This is a genomic window from Ruminiclostridium josui JCM 17888, from assembly GCF_000526495.1.
GTDB classification, from domain to species: domain Bacteria; phylum Bacillota; class Clostridia; order Acetivibrionales; family DSM-1351; genus Ruminiclostridium; species Ruminiclostridium josui.
The window spans coordinates 561,195-582,745 of the sequence record NZ_JAGE01000002.1 but is presented as its reverse complement, the minus strand read 5'-3'; the positions used below and the strand labels follow the sequence as shown (position 1 = coordinate 582,745).

Genomic DNA, 21,551 nt, shown 5'->3' with positions numbered 1-21,551 from the left:
TTAAAAAGTTGTACAATTTTTTAAAGTAGCTTGTGAAAACATGGAAGAATTATCTCATATTAAAGAGAGTCTATCGAGGTACTCATGGTTTACCGCTTACCATCATTTAATGAATTTTCCGATAATCGACTGTTATAAAACATCATAAATAATGCTTGTTTATATTGACTCGCCAATTTTTTATACGTATTTACTTTTTGCTGCAATTCATTGAACTTTTTATCATTACGTGCATTTTCATTACGTTCTTTTTGGAAAATCTTAATTAGAATCTGTTTCATTTTCTGAGGATTGTTTGAGTTAGTATCAATTACTGCTTTTATATCATCTGTACCTACTTCAAATGATTCTCCGGCAATTATAGGATTATTATGGCGTTTATATAAATCTATATGCTCCTTACCGTGATTTGGTACTCCTCTATAATCAGCAGCCCAGAAAGAGTAGCCATATAGTTTAAAAAGTTCGTTCTTTGAATTTCGTTTTTTTGTATTAACAAGATATTGGTTGAATTTAAATACTGAATTGTAGGTGACCTTACTTATATTATAGTCAACACTCTTTAGTTTCATTTCAATGATTTCATTTATCTCTTCGATATCATACTGTGTCTTGGGTCTTCCAGTACCATTTTTATTCATCTTTTTTTCCCTCCCCATTAAAATTTAGTATTAATGCTTCTTTGAGCATTTCTAAACGGTTTGCATTGCCGGTAATGGATTTTATTAGCTGACGATATTCACAATAGTATTCTTCTTTTAGAATCAAGCTCCCATTGATAAGTTCGATACTAGCCTTATTTAATAACGCATGCAGCATTTTTTTGTTTGTACTAAGTTCATTTTTGAGTTGTACCATACTACGACGACTTATATATTGTCCTGCCTTTACTAAGTTTTCATTTTTGGGACGACACCACCATTTACTGCAAAAAAAACATAAATCATCTTCACATGAGAATGACCTGTCTGTACAGTAACCTATTCCGTATTCATCCGGAATAGAATCCTCAAAATTTGATGGCGCTTGAAAAGGCATATTCATAATTATATCTTTAAGTTTCTTACTATAATTATAAGTGTTCAAATCAATATTGTTATAATAGCGATATATTTCAGAATCTATATATAGATCCACATGATTAACATAGGAACCAAGAGATTCCAATGAAGTATGTCCACCTATCATGGCTATATCAATTGGATTTAAATTTTGAAGCAATAGCGATGAGAAAGCCAGATGTCTTGTATCCCCAGCACGTAGACGGTCGTATTCTTTAGGTGCATTTATCTGCCTATTTATATAAAAATCATAAAAAAGATCTATGAGCTGATTAAGGTCTGTACTTTCAAAGTGGGTGTATTCTTCATAAAAACGCAGGAAAGTATTTGCTTTATCCCGGAACATATCTTCTTTTTCTCTTACATTAAGAAAACAATTTCTTAGAAAGTCTATTGAAAATAGAGTTACCGATTTTGTATCATAAGCAACAACATCCTGATAGCTCTTAATCAAATCATACAAATCCTCAGAAATGCATATTTTTCTGGCAATTGGTATCTGCATTCGTTTAATTAAGCTACCTTTAATTCGATTTAAGCGAATATAACAGGCGTTGTTTAACCTAAATATACAGTCTTTATTAAGATTATATGTAATTTCTGACGGGCGAATCGGTATCACAATAGATATTCTCCACCATATTATTACCGGCAAAAATAAATTTTTTAGATCCTTGTCTTGTTCTGTTGTTTCAAACTTGTGTAGATAATACTGAAACATTGCAATATCCTTGTTACTTGGAAGTTCACGGCTTTCATTAGCTTTATTATTTACGTTATGTATTAAATTTAACTTATTTTTTGCCTTTACTAAAGTTTTATAGTTAGTACTATAGAAAGAATTTTCTATAATAAATTCTATAAAGTTGATGGGTATATATAAATATATCTTATCGTTTTGGCTACAGTAATACTTTATTTCATCATCGCTCAATTCATTAACAGTCGTCAATCCATGAGAGGATATGTAAAACTGTTTAAGGATAGAATAATAAGCATAAACGGTAGCCTCAGAATACCCGTCCATCAGCATGTTAGCCAAAAAGCATTTTATAAGTACTTTATCGTTTCGGTTATAAATTACCTTGCTAAATAAGCTAAAATCTATCCTTTCACGGTCATTATTATGATAAGCCTTTTTCAATAGCCATACTTCTGATTCAAATGTAAATGATCGTACATCATCGCTGCGACAATATCTACTGTTAAACCAGAGAGCCATATGATTCTTATAATCTATTATTTGTTCCTGGGTTGAATGTTCTTGCTGTGGTAAATTATTAGGCATCTATCTTATCTCCTGCTATTTGATTCATTTTCTTTTGTGTAGTTAAGAAATTCTCAAGAATTAGTAAGAACTGGTCATAGTCAGTTCCGTTAATTGCCAGGATTTCTCCTAAAATTTCATCTCCATATTTTTGTTTGGCCCAGATAATATCTCTGGATTTCTTGAACAGTTTGGATATTATTTTTTTGCGAGTTATATCACTTACTGCACTTCTATAGCTATTAATATCTTCCTTAATACTTTGACATATGACAGACAATGAATAAATTGATGGTATGTGAAATATACAACACATACATTCATCCTTATTACCATGACTGTAATTGCAAATATTTTTTATACATGGTAGATATTTATCTGTTTTCGAACCCAAATGGTTCAGATATAGCTTTGTAAGTTTAGTCTGTAATTCTTCCAAAGACAAAGAGTTTACGTACTCATTTAAGCTAGCCTGTTCCTGATGAGTGTAATTTAAAAATCCATATAAAATATCAATGTCCTTCATATTAGGAATCATATATCGTATTCTCCTGATTTTATCGGTCATGTCTTCTAAACTCAGTTTGTTATCCGTATCTAAAACACTTCTTATCATCATTTCATAGGCATAGCCAAACTCACCCCGAGCACAAATCATGTTAGTCAATCTGTCAAAAACCTCCTTTGACTTCTTAATATAGTACGCGGTTGAAGAAGGTTTTACATGGCTTCTAAGTAGCATTGCCTGCCTGCGCTCAGTATCAATGTCGTTATCTATATAGTAATTTTCAAGAAAATCAATCAGTGAAAGAAGCGTTTTATTCAACTTCTTTGACTTAAATCGAAAGTTAATTATCCCAAACTTTAAAAAGAAGTAATCTAGCTGTGCTTTACTGACTCCGTTGTACTTGTTTTCAAAATGGCTTACAAAACCTATATTGTAGCTTATATGTTTTGCCGTATATAAGGATAATAATGAATATACAGTTGCATATGTAATAAGGAGCTCATCAGAACACGTAAACCTGGTGTATTTTTTTGTTTTGGATATAACCTTAGGGTTGTTCTGTATTCGCAGTACTATTATAGTTGCATCACTTTTAGATATTCGGTTATTAAGGTACCAATTTATATCATCAGATGTATTTCTATAGACTATATCCATGATATCAATGTACGGGAACATTGAAAAATCACTGCTTCTCCATGCGTTGTTTAAATGTGACATTACATAGAACCATGTTGATGCATAAATACATGTGCCCTTTTCAAGAATCTCTCTTACGGCTATTTCTACATGTATATAGTAATCATTACAATAATTAAACAACTTACTATACTCTCTAAAACTATAGGTCTCGGGTAGTATATCATCAGGATTTTCTTTTTTAGTTACTGGTATTTTCAATTCAGCAATACGGTATTTTGGTTTAATTCCTATTTCAGCATACATAATGGCTGCATACTTAAAAAATCCCATTAGAATACTGCAATATGTTACTGAAGCGATATAATTAAAACTACGGTTTATTACACCTGTCTGAAAGTCACTTATTTCTGCAATTTCATTGTCCTGAAACATATTGACTAGTATATTCAATGCTTTTATGCATTGATTTATCATGGAATTTACACCTTCTTCAGAACGTTGCTGAGTTGATAATTGTAGCCTTATGTATCCATCCCATATATCGGCTGATATAGGAGATATATGCTCTAAAGTTTTTTCTAATCCTAATGGCTTCTGGCGCATTAAATAAGTCTGATAAGGTTCTTTTCCGGAAATGTTATTATCCACCTTGATATCATATTGAGTGTTACGAGAAACATGGAAGAAATCTCGAAGTCCAATAACATCTTCTTTGAGGTAAGCTCTATTATTTGTAAGATTTTTGTTACTAGTCATATTGATAATATAATCAGGTGTCTTATAAACACTGATGGTTTTTAAGATTTCCCTGTCCTTTTCGGATAAACTTTCAATGTTAATGTTTAAAAATTGGGGTATATAATCCTCCAAAACATAGTTTGTTTGATGAGCTTTTTGTAATTCAACTAATTTGATAACAGAATCTCGTCTACAAAAAACATTAGATCCATCAGCAAACAAAGAGTACGTCCGTTCCAGCTTGTCAAGGCTATTTCCAACCTGCAACAGATGAACAGCTAATCTACTTGGTATTTTTGAAGGTAGTAAGTATAGATTATTCTGCACTTCAGCTGCAGTAAGCAAAGTATCACAATTGACCCTCTCATTATAAACTTCATCCAAAAGATTTTGTGAAATTTTTTTAATTAGATAGAAGCCTCTATGATTTTCTGGCATCAAGAAATAAAACATTGCTGGTGGCGCAACTATTTCATTAGTTACATTTACGATTGGGCGACTATTGTGAAGTAAATAATATAAATTTTTAACTGGAATATATTCATCCAATAAATCATTAATGTAATTTCTCAATGCAATAATTTCTTTAGCTATCATGTATATATTTTCGCGATAATAAAATAAGGATAATTCAAGATTATGAAGAATCGCCCACGTTAGTGTAATCGAATATTTGTCTAAATTAAGATACATTATAACTTTTAATATTGGCCAGTATTCTATTGATTTATCAAGGTATTCGCATACAGTAATATTACTTTTTCTTTTTTGTTGTAAAAAAGTAACTATCATTTGCGCTGCACACAAATTTTTCACGTTCATCGCAGTAAGATAATCATCGTTGATAAGATATTGTAAGTTTTGGTTAAAGTTATATAAACAAGTATAATCAAGATTTACATGTTCTTTTGCACAACCAATATTACTATGTAAATTAAATAACTCTGCAGTATAAAAAATTTTTAAGCATTGAAGTTTGTGTGCTGTAAATGAGACATATTGATGCTCATCATTTTTAATGGTATCTTCTATTATGTTATATCTATAATCTTTAACTTTATGCCAATATTTGGAAATACTATTTGACACGTATTTCCTTAACCCTCTACTAATGTACCATATCCAGTTCGGAGAAGATAGTTTAGCTCTTATAAAATAAAAACTAAGTGAGTCTCTATTTTTAGCTGAATAAAAATATTGATCACTTTCAGAAGTTTTTATATTTAAATTCTTAAGAGCAATATAATAAATTGCTTTTTCATATTGTTTTGCAAAATCATATATACGATAGAGATGCAATGATTCAATTTTTTTTAATTTGCCTTGGCGCTTAAGTGCTTTTTCAAATGCAGAATTGTACTCAAATCCTTCCAAATCCCACATCTTACACAATAGATTTAAAGTCTCATATTCGTTGTTATTTTCATAAAAATTAAAATTACCTGTCGAAAGGCCAATATACTTATGAGTCATTTTACTTGATTTTCTGCTAAACCAGCCCAAGTACCTTTCATGAACATCATATTTATCAAAAAAAGATTTACTTTCTTTATACTGATGTTTAAATCTTGTATCACTAGAAACAACATCATATTTTGCAATACTATCACCATAGCTAAGTGAAATGTTATTTACACATATATAGCGAATACTATTATGACAGTATAATTCACAAGTCTCATTAAACGATATATATTTACCATGTACTTCTATAGCTTTTTCTAGTACATTACAAATGTCGTCAATTAGATATTTTTTTTTACCTTCAGTACAGTTATATCTTATATTAAGCTTCATTAAATAAAAGTGGTATAATGCAGGATGAACCTTGGTAAACCCTAAGATAGAAACAGCTGCTTCTATGGAAACAAAGCTCTTATTATAATGTTTTGCATATTTTCTTGGTATTTTGAGAAAGACTGACTTACTCAAAATGCCCAATACCTTATATACCTGTATTGACTTATAGACAAACTTTGAATACTTAAATTTTCCTACTGGATAACTATCATAGAACAAACACTGCATTTCAACAGGCATTCTCAAATATTCTAAGTTCATATTTAATAAGTCATTAACATTTACGCCAAGTAATTCAGCTACATAATACTCTGGTAGGTACTCCTTAAAAAAGGTTACAGCTTTTGCATAAAATATACAGACTTCTTCGCCATCATATTCCGGATTTATATCGCATAGTTCTAATACATTTTCAGCTATTTCATTTTCAAGAGTAGAAATGCCAAGCATGGTCATTACTTCAAATTTAGTCATTTTCATTTTTGTTATACCCCATTGCTATATTGCTGATGTCATTTATATTTTTAGATACCGCTTCACTTAAAGTATACTCGTCAATGTATACCATAGATGATTCTTCTGAACTGTCTCCTCGTAAAAGAGCAACTAGCTTTGGAATGGGTTTATTTCCACTTCCATTAGCATATCCTTTTTTTACTATGGTGTTAGTGAAAATATGCCTTCCTATGTGAGTACCCCAACGATATTCCTTCATTTGCTGGGCCAAAGCTGGAAGTCCTTCGTTTTCTAAAAACTTAATAAAATCATGTTTCAAATTATTAAAATAATTACTAAAGGAATCTCCTGACATTGGCAGTCCATAAGCATTTACAAAAAGTGCTTTATTCTTTATATACCGACTATTATATATTTTTCTTAAGTATTTTTTATGAGTTTCAAAAATTTCTACTATTCTTGAATGGAGTGGTAATACGGGTTGTTTCTGACGTGGCTTTTTAACTTGTGAATTATTTAGATTTATGTCTCTATCTCCAAATAATTCATACTGATTATCTTTTATGTTAAGATACAGCATATGATTTTGTTTATGTAATTTGACGTCCTTTACACGTAAGTTCACACAACCCCCACGCCGGATTCCACTACAGATTGTGATTATAACCCCAATGGCTATATTAGGATAGTATTCCTCTGCATATTCTACAAAAAGATTCCATATTTCTTCCGGCATATCTTTTAAAACACTTTGAGAATTTGTAAGTTGTTTTGGATATGAAATTACAATATCTGGGCACATGTCGAAAGGAGATATTTTTTTGGATTTCTTATTAATATTTTGGGAGTTTAGTAGGTCCACTTTTTCAATGATATCATCATTAAGATTATTTATATTGGATAGGCTTAGGAATTTATAGAACATAAACAATATATTTTCCTTTATTTTCGCAGTACTTAATAGGGGTAGTGGGAGCATCCGTGTCACCAGGGGCAAAGTAGATGTAATTAATTACCGTTTATTTTTGTCTCAAACTCTTTAACTCTTCTATAAAAGGTGCCTCTATTTAGGTTTAATCGTTTCATAGCTTCTATGGCAGTTATATTCCCTTTTTTCCAAAGCTCTATTACTTTATCCCAGTCTTTTGGTGTCTCAATAAGTGGCCTACCAAATTTTTTACCTTTAATTCGGGCTGCAGCAATCCCTTCCCGCTGACGTTGAAGTGTACTTTCCCTTTCTAATTCTGATAATGCACCAAAAATAGTCAATACGAAGCGACCTTGCGGGGTTGTAGTGTCAATATTTTCTTTTAGGGAAACTAGATCAACCTTTTTATCCTGCAGTATATTTACTATTGATAACAAATCTCTTGTACTTCTGGCTAATCGAGAAATGCTTTCAATATAGAGTGTATCTCCTTCTCTGATATAATCAAGCATTTTGTTTAGCTCCAGTCTATTTGTACTTTTTCCCGAAATTTTCTCAGAAAATATTTTATCCATCCCTATTTCAGATAGAGCTATTTCCTGCCTATCCGTATTTTGTTCAAATGTCGAAACTCTCACGTATCCGATCTTAGACATTATTGAAGCCTCCTACTAAAAAACAATTTTACAGTTGTAAATATATCATAAGTATCACAAAAATACTATATTGCTATTTGTGATATCAATAAATTATTTTTGGTGACTTTTGTGACAGAGTTTTGTTCTGACACAAAACCCCTACTTATTGGGATAGTATATATAATTAGTTTTAAATAATTTTAATATACTTACATAAACTAAAAACTGAATAAAAATAAGGAGTGAATAGAAATGAGAAACTTTAAAAATTTAAAGATAAATATTCTTATTGGAACACTATTAATCACAATTTTACTAGCTACATACAATAATGTAGCTGCATCTATTCAAACGCAAGGTAAAAATTATGTTGTTGCCGACCCTAGTAGAATTGAATCCAAAGAGATACTTTACAGGGATTTTCTTCTTACACAGCTTTCACCACTTATTAGCGATGCTGTACAAAATTATTATGGTTATCCCAAAAGTTTTGATTTATTTGATGCCAAAGTACTGGAAATTAAGAGATTAGAAAAAGGATCTTTTTATTTTAATATTATAATACAAGTAATAACATATGAGGGAGCACATAATCCCCCATATGGACTTGAAACAGTAACTATTCGTCAAGACTACAAAGGTATTAGAGTTACGGACTTTAAACATAGTGATTATATTGATAGGTCTTCTAATTAAGGTAATAAAATAAGGCTAAGTAAAATTCCCATTTACCTAGCCTTATTTCTTTAATTAAGTAATTAATACATTACCATCTGACTGTATAATTACATTTCTGCTTTCCAAAATTTATTGCTGCTTGATCATATGTAGGTTTCAATCCAACATAGCAATCAAACCAATACTTCGTTAGCCCCCTCGTATTATTTACATCCCCGATGTCTTGTACTTGAAATACTGTCATACCATCGCCTGCATTTGGAAGATATAATTCCGATGTAGTTGTTATAAATGCTCCAAATGGGAATAGTGGATTGGTATGACTACCCCAAGTTTTAGGATGAACAGCAACATAACCTACTTCTGGGGTTGCTCCGCTTGCCGTGAGTGCACTTGAATAAGCCGTATATGCTGTTACATCTTGATTGGAATAAGAATATGACGTAGCATAACATACCGAGAAAGCATTAGATAATACCGCAACTAGTAAAAATAGTACAATTATTCGTTTTTTCAAAGCAAAAACCACCTTCTTTTCATCTGTATTTTTTGTGCAAGTAGCTTAAGAACGTCGCCAAGCGTTCATAACACTGTTTAAAAGAGATTTTTTACATTTAAACCACCTCCCATTTCATCCATTGACTAGTTCCACTATCAATTTGTTTATAAAATGCTGATTCTACATTTCCAATTAATGTATTAAAATTAACTTTAGCAAAATTGCCATTGGAATCTAGTCCTACAACAGTTAATAGTGTTTTTCCACCGATTTTATTCAAAACGAAGTGGTACCCTTGGGCCCACTCTTTTCCCGGATTCAAATTATACTTCTTTATCGCCGCTTTTACAGCATAGGTACTATTCATTTCTATCTCACTGTAATTAATTAAGTTTTCATTTAGGGTTAGGGAATTAACCTGGTTACAGTTGATTATTACACCGTCATGTATCGTTAATAGCAGATGGTGGTTTGTATTTTTTACTGCATAATCTATATTCCAATATCTTCTCCTGCCATTCTTACCAGATTCGTTATTTTTATAATTAGGATTATCAACGCTTGTCAAAAAATATAAGGAAGCTTGATTATTCCACTCAATAGCTCTTTTAGAAGAAATATTAATTGCTTGTTGTAAATCTATTAATACAGTATCTTTTTCTTTCTTTATCCCGTAAATTGAGGTTATACATAAAATAGTTATGATGGTAGTGCATAAGGCGATGACGAGCATTATCTTTTTTAATCTCATAGTTCCCTCCAAAGATATTACTATAAATCAATTTTATACTATTACCTCTAAATTACAAATTTCCCATACTTATTCCTTATAAAATAAAAAATCTGTTCATATTTTAAAGGATATAAAATATTCTTCAATTGCAAATATATCCATAACTACCGTATGTTATGATATACTGAAATAGACGAAATTCAGTAGTGGAGGTATTCTTTTGAAAAGACATTGGGAAATAGACGAACTTATTGAAAACTTTACATTTCTACCTAATGAGCTTACTGAGTTAAGTAATAAAACTGGAACAACTCGCCTTGGCTTTGCTGTATTATTTAAATACTTTCAATATGAAGCAAGGTTTCCAAGTAACAAAAATGAAATTCCCAAAGAAGTATTATTATATATAGCTAAGCAATTGAATCTTGATGATTGTTCTATTGAAAATTATGACTGGAACGGAAGAACCAGAAAGTATCACAGGGCACAAATAAGAGAATTCTTCGGTTTTAGAGAAGTCAATACCGAAGACATCCAATCAATTACCAGTTGGCTATCAAAGCACGTGTTTTATCACGATGCAGAAGTAGAAAGTTTAAAAGAAGAAGCATATAAGCGTTTCAGGGAACTTCATATCGAACCACCTACCGCCGATCGTATTGACCGCATTACCAGATCTGCTGTTTTTGCATATGAAAATCAATTCTTTAAGGAAACATATGCAAAGCTAGCAAAAGAAACAATTCTGAAGATGGATGAACTAATTACAACCCTTACTACATACGACGAAACAGAAGTTGATTATACATCTAATGGTGATTCCATGACATTTAGCGAATTAAGAGCTGATCCTGGACGAATAGGAATAGACAGTGTTTTTAGAGAAATAGCAAAATTGAGGACAATTCAGCAACTGGAACTTCCTAATAATCTTTTTAACAATATACCTCAAAAAATAGTAAAAAGGTATAAGCTCAGGGCGGTATCAGAAAAGCTACCTGAGCTTCGTCGGCATCCAGATCATGTAAGGTACACAATTCTTGCTGCTTTCTTCTGGCTCAGGTGTAGAGAAATAACTGATAATCTCATTGAGCTGCTAATACAAATAATACACAGAATAAGTGTCAGAGCTGAAAGAAAGGTTGAAAAGCAGCTTATTAATGATTTCAGGAAAGTTAATGGTAAGACAAATATTTTGTTCCAAATGGCTGATGCTGCTTTAAATAATCCTGATGGGATAATTAAAAAAGTATTATTCCCGGTAGTCAGTGAAAATACATTAAGAGCATTGGTAAAAGAATTCAAAAATACCGGTGCTCAGTACCGTCAAAAGGTTTATACCATAATGAGGGCTTCCTACGCTACTCATTATAGACGAATGGTTCCTGAATTACTTAATACATTAGAATTCCGTTCTAACAACGAAGTTCACCAACCAGTAATAAAAGCTTTAGACGTAATCAGAAAGTACTATGACATTCGTACTCATTATTTTTCTGATGCAGAAAATATTCCTATTGAAGGTGTTATACGCTCCGGCATGAAGGATGCTGTCATTGAAAAAGATAGCGAAAAAGGAATTGAACGAATTAACAGAATGAACTATGAAATTGTTGCTTTACAGTCTCTCAGGGATAAATTACGCTGTAAAGAAATATGGGTAGTTGGTGCTAACAGATACAGGAATCCTGATGATGATTTGCCAACCGACTTTGAAGAACGTAGGGAGGAAAATTACAAGGCGTTAAAGCAGCCGATGGATGCACAAGAATTTATAGATAAAATCCGTCAAGCAATGTACGATGGTTTATCTAAACTAGATGTAGGTATGCCCAGAAATTCCAAAGTCAGATTTACTGATAGGGGTAATGGTTGGATAACAATATCTCCAAGTGAACCACAGCAAGAATCAATGAATTTGTCAAAATTAAAAGCAGAAATTATGCGGCATTGGCCTATGACAAATTTACTTGATGTATTGAAAGAAACAGATTTGAGGATAAATTTTACAGACCATTTAAAAACAGTAGCTTCACATGAACGATTGGAAAGGTCAGTAATTCAAAAACGTTTAATACTGGCTCTATATGGGCTTGGCACGAATACGGGTTTAAAACGTGTATCCGCCGGCAATCATGGAGAAAGCTACCAAGACTTGCTTTACATCAGAAGGAAGTTTATAAATAAAGATAATTTACGCAATGCAATATCCTCTGTAGTTAATGCAATACTTCAGAGCCGTGTTCAAGATGTTTGGGGTGAAGGAACTACAACCTGTGCATCAGACTCTAAAAAATTCGGTGCCTGGGATCAGAACCTGATGACTGAATGGCATATTCGCTACCGTGGCCGTGGGGTTATGATTTATTGGCATGTAGAAAAAATTCAACCTGTATTTATTCTCAACTGAAGTCTTGTTCATCCTCAGAAGTATCCGCTATGATTGAAGGACTATTAAAACATTGCACAGACATGGAAATTGAGAAAAACTACGTTGATACGCATGGACAAAGTGAAGTGGCTTTTGCATTCTGCCATCTGTTAGGCTTTAATTTAATGCCCCGTTTAAAAAACATCGGCTCACAAAAATTATACCGTCCAGACACTGGTATATCTGATGCTTTCCCAAACTTACAGGCAATTCTTACACGCCCAATTAATTGGGAACTTATTCGGCAGCAGTATGACCAAATGGTAAAATATGCTACCGCATTACGGTTAGGTACGGCTGAAACCGAGGCAATAATGAAAAGGTTCACTAGAAATAACATAAAACATCCTACATATCTTGCCCTTGCCGAACTTGGAAAAGCCATAAAGACAATATTTCTTTGTGAATACCTTAATTCTGAGGAATTAAGAATAGAAATACACGAAGGTCTTAATGTGGTTGAAAACTGGAATTCAGCAAATAGCTTTATTTTCTATGGAAAAGGTGGAGAAATATCCACCAACAGGATAGAAGATCAGGAGCTTTCCGTTCTATGCCTTCATTTATTACAAAATTGCCTTGTCTATATAAATACCCTGATGATTCAACAGGTTCTATCACAGAAAAAATGGTATGAATTAATGACACATGAAGATTTCAGGGCACTTACACCACTTATATATACACATATCAACCCATACGGTAATTTTGATCTCAATATGAATGAAAGACTTTTAATCGACATTGCCATATAATTACATTGGAGAAAGTGTATCGTAGTGAAACAGAGAACGGCTACCAAGAGTATGAATTTATTACATTTATAGCCGTTTCGTTTTACTAAGGCTAAACATAACTTATTTATTATTAGTCTCAGTTTTGATAAATTTTTCAGCTGCTTTTGCTTTATCTTGTATCATCGCCAAATAATCAAGTGCATTTTCATAATTACCGTTCTTAACAGCTTCTATAATTCGATTTACTCTTGAACAAATATACTCACCTTCCCATACTTGTCCGAATTCCCCTATATTCAAATAATCACCTTCCTCCAGTAAACTACATTTTATTGATATACTTAATTGTTACCACTAATTACCCATGTTACACTTTTACTAAGTATAGTTTCCAAAATTCATTTACACAATTACATTACTTTTCAGTATAGATTACCCTATGAATGAAAGAATACCTATTGAAAACGCACTATAATATAATGGAATCTACTTTGCCCCTAGTGACACGGATGCTCCCACTACCCCTAATAATACCGGTTTTTCAGGGTTATTTGAAATGTGATTTAAATAATGAGCCAGATGATAAAAGGTTAAGCCAGAAAGCCCTTGAGTCTTTAAAGGTTCAAATATTTCATTCTGGCTACTTTGTACATTATCAATTATGTAATTAATAAACAAACACAATTCATTTGCATACTTCCTCTGTGAATTATATGACTTACCATATTTTATTACAAAATGTGTTAATGGACTTGGTAAAACAAAATCAGGAGAATCTGTACAAAATTTCACAATAAAGATTTGCTTATTTCTTTCCTTTTGAAGTTCGTCGTAGACAGTTATGTCCTTGGTCTTGTAAATAATCACGTGCTATCCCTTCTTTTTCAAAATATATAGTAGCAACAATTACCATTGAAGCAAAAATCGCTACTATTTCGTATATATATGCATTTTATGATAGCACATCATTTACAAATATTCTATAACATTATAGAATATTAATATAACCCAGAAACACTATGTTTTGGAAGGAATTTTATAGGCCACATTTAATATTCTATAAAAGGATTATGATAAGCAATAAATACATTTAGAATACACATAATCCATCCAAATCCATAAAGTGATTAAATGCAAACATTTAATAAGAATCCAACTAAAAGTGCAAAAATTATAACATATGATAAATACAGCACAAATCGTCGAGTACCCAATACAATTTTTACAGCACCTAAATTAGTTATTTTTGTGGCTGGCCCTGTAATCATAAAAGCTGCTGCAGAGCCCAAGCTCATACCGTCAAATAACCACTGCCTCAAAAGCGGTATTGTTCCTCCGCCGCACATGTAAAGCGGAACACCAATGGTGGCTGCCATCAGTATACCGAATCCTCTGTTGCTGCCGAATAGATTAGCAAATGCATTTGCCGGTACATACCTCTGAAACAGCGCGGACAATAAAATTCCCAGAAGAAAATACAGACCGGTTGCTTTCACATTTCTTCCAAAATTCTTGAGGAAACGTAGTAATATATTAGGATCTGTATCACGGTTTTTCGTTTCATAAAAACCACTGAAATTAAAAAAAGATTTTTCCTTGTAAAATATTCTTATTAGCAACCCTGCTATAAATCCACATAGTAAGCATGAGACAATTCGTACAATAAATGCTGTAGTTCCCAATGCTGCACTGTAAATAATCAGCTGAGGATTTAATAAAATCGATGACATCATAAAAGCGGCCAACCAGTCGTCTCTCATGCCCTTCTGTGAAAAGGAAGCGGCAATTGGAATCGTTCCATACATGCAAAGCGGAGAAGCTATCCCAAGGCAACAGGCTAGAAAAATGCCTAAAACACCAAGTCTCTTATTCTGCATGCCGCTAAACAGCCGGTGTATCCGTTCTTTGCCAAACACTGACACTGTAGACCCTATGAGCATACCTAACAGCCAATATGTAAAAATCTGTTCAAGCTGAACACTAAAGTAATAGAGTAAATATATAAATTCACGATACAGTATATCAATCATTAATGTTCACCAATTTATAATTGCGACTACCAAGACCAATTTTCTCTGCGTGTTCCAATGTATGTAATCCATTCAAATCTTCAATTCTTCCTACCAGGGATTCATTACCTTTTGCAGCATATACAAGGTCAATACATGCCTGGTCCAACGCTACCGGATCAGTAGATGCAAGTATTCCAATATCATCAATCTCCGGTTCTGCTGGATAGCCGTTACAGTCACAATCTATACTAAGATTATTCATTACATTTATGTAAACAATATTCTTTCCGTTTTTCAGGCTGTCAGAAACTGCCTTACCTGCATCACCCATGGATTCAAGGAAGTCATCCTGATTTGCGCCATATATGGTTGAATTATATTTTCCGGCTGTATGGATTAGACATTTTCCCTCGCTTGAACCAAGACCTATGGAAATATTCTTAATAGCTCCTCCAAATCCAGCCATTTCATGTCCTTTAAAATGAGATAATACTAGATAAGAATTATAGTTGGAAAAGTGTGATCCTACAAGATCTTCTTTCAGATGGGCTCCCCCTACTACTGGAAGACTCATTGAACCATCGGCATCCAAAATATCTACTTTTGCAATCTCAGTAAAACCATGGTCCTTTGCAACCTGCATATGCATGGCTGTACTGATTCGAGATCCTCCATACGCTGTATTACATTCTACAATTGTACCATTGACTGACTGCACTAAATCTTTAATCAATTTAGGATCCAGATAGTTACTAGACGGCGGCTCACCAGTGCTTAGCTTTACTGCAACATTACCCTCCGGTGCCCAGTTCAGCGCATTATAAGCTGCCATTAAGCCTTTAGAGCTGATATCAGTGGTCATATACACGATTGGAGTCTCTTTCTGTGAATTGGTTGCTGATTGGGTTGATGGTGAGGTTGATGATTTGGTTGGTGACGAGTTTACCTTAGCAACTTCATTAGCACTGTCCTTAGTATTACTGCATGCTACGAGATAAGGAATCATCACCATGCTTAAAACAATACCTATCATACGTTTTATATTCATTTTTCTTATCCTCCCACTATTTCAATACTGCTAATCAGAAGCAATATAAAAATTATGAAATATATACCAAACTTTACAATAACATACATATATAATCTGAGTCAAGGTTATTATTTAAATATTAGATGCAAAAGGATAAGCAAAAAAATAATGCGAAGAATGTATCCAAGTGTATGTTTAAGTTACCACACCAAAATATACATTGGGATACATCTCCGCATAAATCGTCTATCATTAATTAAATGTATTAATATATGATAAAAATAACATCAGCTAGTTTCCAAATAATTTTATAATGTTTTGTCTTACTTCATCCTGCCGAAAGGTTTTTTCATGCATAATAAGCTCTTGTCTAATTATTTCATTCAACTGTATTCTTAATGGAGCAACAAAGTGTTCTTTTAATGTAATTAATGAAAGTCTTGGTTTTTCCGCTATTTTTTTCGCCAAATTATAAGCATGATCAAGAACCTCTAATCTGGGAAGTACCGGAAATGGAACTCCACGTCTTTCAAGTTCAGCCCCACGGTAATTATCAGCACTATATAACATTTCCTGGGCAAGACTGCTGCCCAATTTATTAGGTAAGATGAATGTCGCACCAAAGCCGGGAGTAAATCCGTATCGCATAAAATTAGCACTATAAATACTTTCTCTTGCCAAAATGACAGAGTCAGCAAATAATCCTAATGCAAATCCACCCCCTATTCCATGACCTTGCATAGCTGCAATAACTGGAACTTCACAATTCAATGGAAGATTGTAAAGACTTTTGTCGGTGAATACTTCCTTGCCCTCATTCAATGCCAACAGTCCCTCTTTTGTTCCACCTGTACAAAAATAGTTATCATATCCTGTCATAATGACCACTTTACAGGTAATATCATTCTTTATAGACTCAAAAGCTTCTTTTAAACCAAGCATTAATTCATCAGAAAAAGTATTTTTATTCTCTCTGTCTTCCATTTTAATCAGTACAATTCCTTGTCCCAATTGCTCAATATATACTACCGATTTCATAATCATTCAATCTCCATCTACTTTTACTTTGCCGCATTTTTATGCTTGGCGTCGGCAATCATAATTTGTCCGAGAGATAACCCTCCGTCATTTGATGGTACTGCACTGTGGTAATAAACGTTAAAATCCAATTTCCTCAATGATAAAATTGAGTTTACTAAAAGGTATTCATTAGTAAATACCCCACCACTTAATGCAACATCATTTACCAAATATATATCCCGTAGTTTTACACACATATTTGCAACGATATCAACAATAGTTGTATGGAAACGTCTGCTTAAAGTAGCTACATCTTGATTTTTACTGAGAATATTACTTACAATATCTTTTACTATAGGTCTATAATCAATCTTTAAAATTTCGTCCTTTTCGATAATTTCATACGGAAATGCTTCCAAAAGATCAAAATTTCTATTTAAAAGCCCCTCAAGTTCAACTGCAGCTTGAGCTTCATAATCTATAATAGAACAAATATTCAAGATTGCAGAGATTCCATCGAATATACGGCCCATACTTGAAGTTTGGAAAGCATTGATTTTATTTTCTGCCATTTTAAAGAGCACATGTAATTCTTCTGGCTTTCTATTTTTAATAATATCAAGAGGAAGATTTAAAAATTCTTCACCATAAGTTCGGAAAAGCATATCTATTGCAACTCTGAAAGGTTCTTTAACAGCTTTATCTCCACCAAGTAAATATAAAGGAGAAAAAGTACCTACCCGCTTAAAATCACTATAATCACCAATCAGAAATTCTCCTCCCCAAATTGTCCCATCCAATCCATATCCGGTACCGTCAAATATGACACCGATTGTTTTTCCATCCAGCTTATTTTCTGCCATACATGAAGCCATGTGTGCATGATGATGCTGAACTAATACAACAGGTAATTCCTTTTGATTTTGAGAAGCAACTGTGGACCTAAAAGCAGGATGACTGTCACAAGCAATAAGCTCCGGCTTAATAGAAAGTAGGTTCTGCATATGTGTGGAACAATCCATAAGAGATTTAAATGTAGTATCATTTTTGATATCGCCAATATGTTGACTAACAAATACCTGGTTATCTTTACTTAATGCAATAGTTGCCTTTAGCTCAGAGCCTAGAGCCAATATTGGTTTTATATTTTTATGTATGGTTATGGGATACGGAGCAAATCCACGGGCACGTCTTATATGGGATACGATAGTCTTTTTTAATGGCTTATAATCAGTACATCTTGCTATAGAATCATCTACACGTATACAGATATCCCTGTTATTTAATATATAATAGTCTGCAATACTGTTTAATTGCTCTAATGCATCCTTGTTTTTATAAACAATCGGGTGACCAGAAATATTAGCGCTTGTCATAATCAATGCAGGTAATTTCTCGTTTTCTAGTAAAAGATAATGCAATGGTGCTGACGGAAGCATAATACCTAAACTAGGGTTATTAGGTGCAATAGATTCGGGCAATACCCCTGGCTTTTTTTTCAAAATAACAATGGGTCTTTGGGTGCTTTTTAGTAGTTCTATGTCTTTATCGCATAAATAGGCGATTTTATTTGCCGTGTCAATGTCCTTAACCATCAGGGCAAAAGCTTTAAAATCCCTCTTCTTCTTTTTACGCAGTTGTTGGATTGCTTCATCATTTTGTGCATCAACTGCAAGATGGAAACCGCCTATGCTCTTTATCGCAAATATTTTGCCCTCTAGCAATTTCTCTTGACTAAAACCAATAATATCATCAACTTCAATAGTTTCTCCTTTATTATTAGTCAATTCCAATTGTGGTCCGCACACAGGGCACGCATTGGGCTGGGCATGATAACGGCGATCTTCAATATCAGTATACTCGTGATGACATTCGGGACACATCTTAAAATGCTTCATAGTCGTTTTAGGACGATCATATGGCATGTCCTCAATGATAGAATATCTAGGTCCACAATTAGTGCAGTTGATAAACGGATACCTATATCTACGGTTGGATTCATCAAATAATTCGGATAAACAATCATCGCAAACATTTGCATCCGGGGGTATAAGTGTATTGGTCTTGTCAAGCTTTACACTGCTTCTGATATCAAAACTAGTGTATGGCTCACATTGCTCCGTTTGAAGCAATAGCACAATACTATCAATTCTTGCAATAGGAGGTAATGATGTTTTAACATCATTAATAAATGAAGATAATACTTCAGCCTCCCCCTGAACTTCTATCAGAACACCATCCGAATCATTTAAAATCCACCCGGTTAACCCATATTTTGATGTCAGCTTATGAATAAATGGACGAAACCCCACGCCCTGAACAATTCCTGTTATACGATAACGACGCAGTTCCATACATATCTCCCCCAAAAAATTTATTTTGTATAAGATGAAGAAAATTTTATAAGAAAATGGCTCATTGCAGGTTTTCTTCATCTTATACCAATCAGACTATATTAGTTGAATTCATAGGTGAATCAGCTGATATATCTTGATGTTAACATAATCTTGGCAGTTCCATTCCGATTAATTCTTCGACTATTTTGGAGGAACCATCCACCTTTATCATAACAACATCTGTGGATTTTTCATTAGATACACTTCCTATTGTAACTGCCTTTTGCCCGTACTTATGTTTTTTCATTATTTCTAATACCTTTTCTTCTACCTCAGGTTTTACAAAAAGACAAATACAACCTTCATTAGCAAGATGAATAGGATTGATGCCCAGCATATCACTAGCCATAGCTGTCTCAGGCATAATAGGCAGTTTCTCTTCTTCTATAACTATAGACTTTCCTATGTGTCCTGAGAATTCATTTAAAACAGAAGATAACCCTCCGCGAGTAACATCTCTTATAGTTTTAATGCTTCCAGCAGGTACGGCATTTAACAATTCCTCAATTAATCCGTTAAGTGGTGCACAATCGCTCATAATTCGCTTTTCATAGCCAAGACCTACACGGACGGAAAGAAGATGGATACTGTGATTACCTATATATCCGCTTAAAATTAGTTTATCGCCAGATTCAATTTTATTCATATTCAAAGGCTCTCTCTCAAAAATGCCTACACCAGTTGTGTTGATACATATCTTGTCTATTTCACCTTCATTGACAACTTTTGTATCTCCGGCTACAATCTTAATATTCGCTTCTTTTGAAGCATTACGAATTGATGTAAGGATTTTTACGAGATCAGCTATAGGAAAACCTGTTTCCAGTATCATTGCCAATGTTAAATATAGAGGTTTTGCACCGCTTACGGCAATATCATTTACAGTACCACAAACAGATATTTTTCCAATGTCTCCATTCCCGAAAAACACAGGCGTTACAACAAATGAATCTGTTGTAACTGCAATTCTATCTCCTGTTATGGGAAGTACGGCACTATCTTCCATTTTGCCGATGTAAACATCTCCCAATGTTTCAACAATCAGTGAAATAAGTTCATGACTCAGTTTTGCTCCTGTTCCATGATCTAAAACAATTTTATCGTTTTTCATATCATTCACGTTAACAAGCAAAATGAAACTGTAATTGCAAAAGAACATTTTCTTTAGCTTTATACCTAATTAAAAAATTTAATCTTAATTTAGCTTATGATTTAGCTTATGTAAATACAGTTTGATATCCTCATAATCTAATTGCTTGTTATTCTCCTTTCTAAATAAACATTTTGTCATATTCTCAATAGTCATATTACTGCTGATTTAAAACTTTTAACCATGTAGCCCAAATAACCGCAGCTTTTATATATCCTTAAAGGTAGTTTTTGGGGCAAAATCATCATTTTTCAGTAAGTGCTCATAAATTTCTTCTGAGGTCATAATTAATGCAAAATAATCATTTAACCATTCCAATGCCCTATCAGTATCTTTTTCTTCAGTTGAAATTACTGCATCGCTTGGAACAACTACTTTATACCCTCTGAAAAATGCGTCTGCAGCTGTAGTCTGAACACAAATTTGTGTCTGGAATCCAGTAATTATAAGAGTCTTAACCTCCAATTCTTCAAGAACTTTATCAAGGCTGGAATTATAGAAACCACTTGGTTTGGATTTTTCCACTAGGATATCCTTTTCGTCAAAAAACTCAGCAATAATCTTGGTATCTGGAGAGCCTTTAAGCATAGGTATATTGTCTCCGTAAAGTTTTTTTAGAGTTGGACTGTTAGGATCGTTTACTTGCTGCAGATGTATAATTGGAACGTTTAGGGAACGCATTTTATTATAGAAATCCGCTAATTTTGTTTGGGATTTTAAAACACAGTTCCATCTTTCTTTTTTTGCATCCATAATTCCATACTGAAGATCATTGGTTAACACAACAACGTTTGGCATACTCTTGTAACCTCCTTAAAATTATAAAA

At 33.2% G+C, this 21,551-nt stretch carries 16 protein-coding genes and 1 pseudogene; 2 read left to right on the top strand and 15 right to left on the bottom strand.

Annotated elements, in window-relative coordinates; translation table 11 throughout:
* Positions 1–89: 89 nt before the first annotated feature.
* The 5 genes from K412_RS0118850 to K412_RS0118830 all read right to left on the bottom strand — a co-directional run bounded on the left by K412_RS0118850 (position 90) and on the right by K412_RS0118830 (position 8,056).
* Positions 90–641, bottom strand: coding sequence for a hypothetical protein (locus tag K412_RS0118850; protein WP_024834529.1), 552 nt, complete (start codon positions 639–641; stop codon positions 90–92).
* On the bottom strand, positions 634–2,349 hold the full coding sequence (locus tag K412_RS0118845; RefSeq protein ID WP_024834528.1) for a hypothetical protein: 1,716 nt from the start codon (positions 2,347–2,349) through the stop codon (positions 634–636). The genes K412_RS0118850 and K412_RS0118845 overlap by 8 nt, the downstream gene beginning before the upstream one ends.
* A complete protein-coding gene (locus tag K412_RS0118840; RefSeq protein WP_024834527.1) occupies positions 2,342–6,496 on the bottom strand; it encodes a hypothetical protein in 4,155 nt (1,384 codons plus the stop codon). Before K412_RS0118840 ends, K412_RS0118845 begins: the two co-directional genes overlap by 8 nt.
* On the bottom strand, positions 6,483–7,397 hold the full coding sequence (locus K412_RS0118835) for a site-specific integrase (protein WP_157833859.1): 915 nt from the start codon (positions 7,395–7,397) through the stop codon (positions 6,483–6,485). Before K412_RS0118835 ends, K412_RS0118840 begins: the two co-directional genes overlap by 14 nt.
* An 83-nt stretch (positions 7,398–7,480) precedes the next feature.
* Positions 7,481–8,056 (bottom strand): recombinase family protein, encoded by a 576-nt coding sequence (locus K412_RS0118830; RefSeq protein ID WP_024834525.1) that lies wholly within the window; start codon positions 8,054–8,056, stop codon positions 7,481–7,483.
* Positions 8,057–8,290: 234 nt separating this feature from the next.
* Between K412_RS0118830 and K412_RS21560 the strand changes: the two genes are divergently transcribed.
* On the top strand, positions 8,291–8,734 hold the full coding sequence (locus tag K412_RS21560) for a DUF3888 domain-containing protein (protein ID WP_024834524.1): 444 nt from the start codon (positions 8,291–8,293) through the stop codon (positions 8,732–8,734).
* A 70-nt stretch (positions 8,735–8,804) separates the two neighbouring features.
* Here the strand turns inward: K412_RS21560 and K412_RS0118820 are convergent, their stop codons facing one another.
* Together K412_RS0118820 and K412_RS0118815 are read right to left on the bottom strand one after the other, a co-directional pair.
* Positions 8,805–9,233 carry an RlpA-like double-psi beta-barrel domain-containing protein gene (locus K412_RS0118820; RefSeq protein WP_024834523.1) on the bottom strand — a complete coding sequence of 143 codons (429 nt, stop codon included), beginning with the start codon at positions 9,231–9,233 and terminating at the stop codon, positions 8,805–8,807.
* 97 nt (positions 9,234–9,330) lie between these two features.
* Positions 9,331–9,966, bottom strand: coding sequence for a hypothetical protein (locus tag K412_RS0118815; protein ID WP_024834522.1), 636 nt, complete (start codon positions 9,964–9,966; stop codon positions 9,331–9,333).
* Positions 9,967–10,168: 202 nt separating this feature from the next.
* Here K412_RS0118815 and K412_RS21190 point away from each other — a divergent pair.
* Positions 10,169–13,134 (top strand): annotated as a pseudogene (locus tag K412_RS21190) (Tn3 family transposase).
* 102 nt (positions 13,135–13,236) lie between these two features.
* Here K412_RS21190 and K412_RS0118805 read toward each other — a convergent pair.
* The 8 genes from K412_RS0118805 to K412_RS0118770 form a co-directional block, all read right to left on the bottom strand.
* Entirely contained in the window at positions 13,237–13,416 is a 180-nt protein-coding gene (locus tag K412_RS0118805; protein ID WP_024834521.1) for a hypothetical protein, read from the bottom strand.
* Between the two features lie 186 nt (positions 13,417–13,602).
* Entirely contained in the window at positions 13,603–13,983 is a 381-nt protein-coding gene (locus K412_RS0118800; RefSeq protein WP_024834520.1) for a hypothetical protein, read from the bottom strand.
* 260 nt (positions 13,984–14,243) lie between these two features.
* The gene (locus K412_RS0118795) at positions 14,244–15,146 is read right to left on the bottom strand and encodes a permease (protein ID WP_024834519.1); all 903 of its coding nucleotides are present in this window, start codon (positions 15,144–15,146) and stop codon (positions 14,244–14,246) included.
* Positions 15,139–16,176, bottom strand: coding sequence for a DUF362 domain-containing protein (locus K412_RS0118790; RefSeq protein WP_024834518.1), 1,038 nt, complete (start codon positions 16,174–16,176; stop codon positions 15,139–15,141). Before K412_RS0118790 ends, K412_RS0118795 begins: the two co-directional genes overlap by 8 nt.
* Before the next feature lie 273 nt (positions 16,177–16,449).
* Complete coding sequence (locus tag K412_RS0118785) at positions 16,450–17,196, bottom strand: polyketide synthase (RefSeq protein ID WP_242835731.1); 747 nt, start codon at positions 17,194–17,196, stop codon at positions 16,450–16,452.
* A gap of 23 nt (positions 17,197–17,219) precedes the next feature.
* Positions 17,220–19,532, bottom strand: coding sequence for a carbamoyltransferase HypF (gene hypF / locus K412_RS0118780; protein ID WP_024834516.1), 2,313 nt, complete (start codon positions 19,530–19,532; stop codon positions 17,220–17,222).
* A gap of 142 nt (positions 19,533–19,674) precedes the next feature.
* On the bottom strand, positions 19,675–20,685 hold the full coding sequence (gene hypE / locus K412_RS0118775; RefSeq protein WP_024834515.1) for a hydrogenase expression/formation protein HypE: 1,011 nt from the start codon (positions 20,683–20,685) through the stop codon (positions 19,675–19,677).
* A 246-nt stretch (positions 20,686–20,931) separates the two neighbouring features.
* Entirely contained in the window at positions 20,932–21,522 is a 591-nt protein-coding gene (locus tag K412_RS0118770; protein WP_024834514.1) for a cysteine hydrolase family protein, read from the bottom strand.
* Positions 21,523–21,551: the final 29 nt, after the last annotated feature.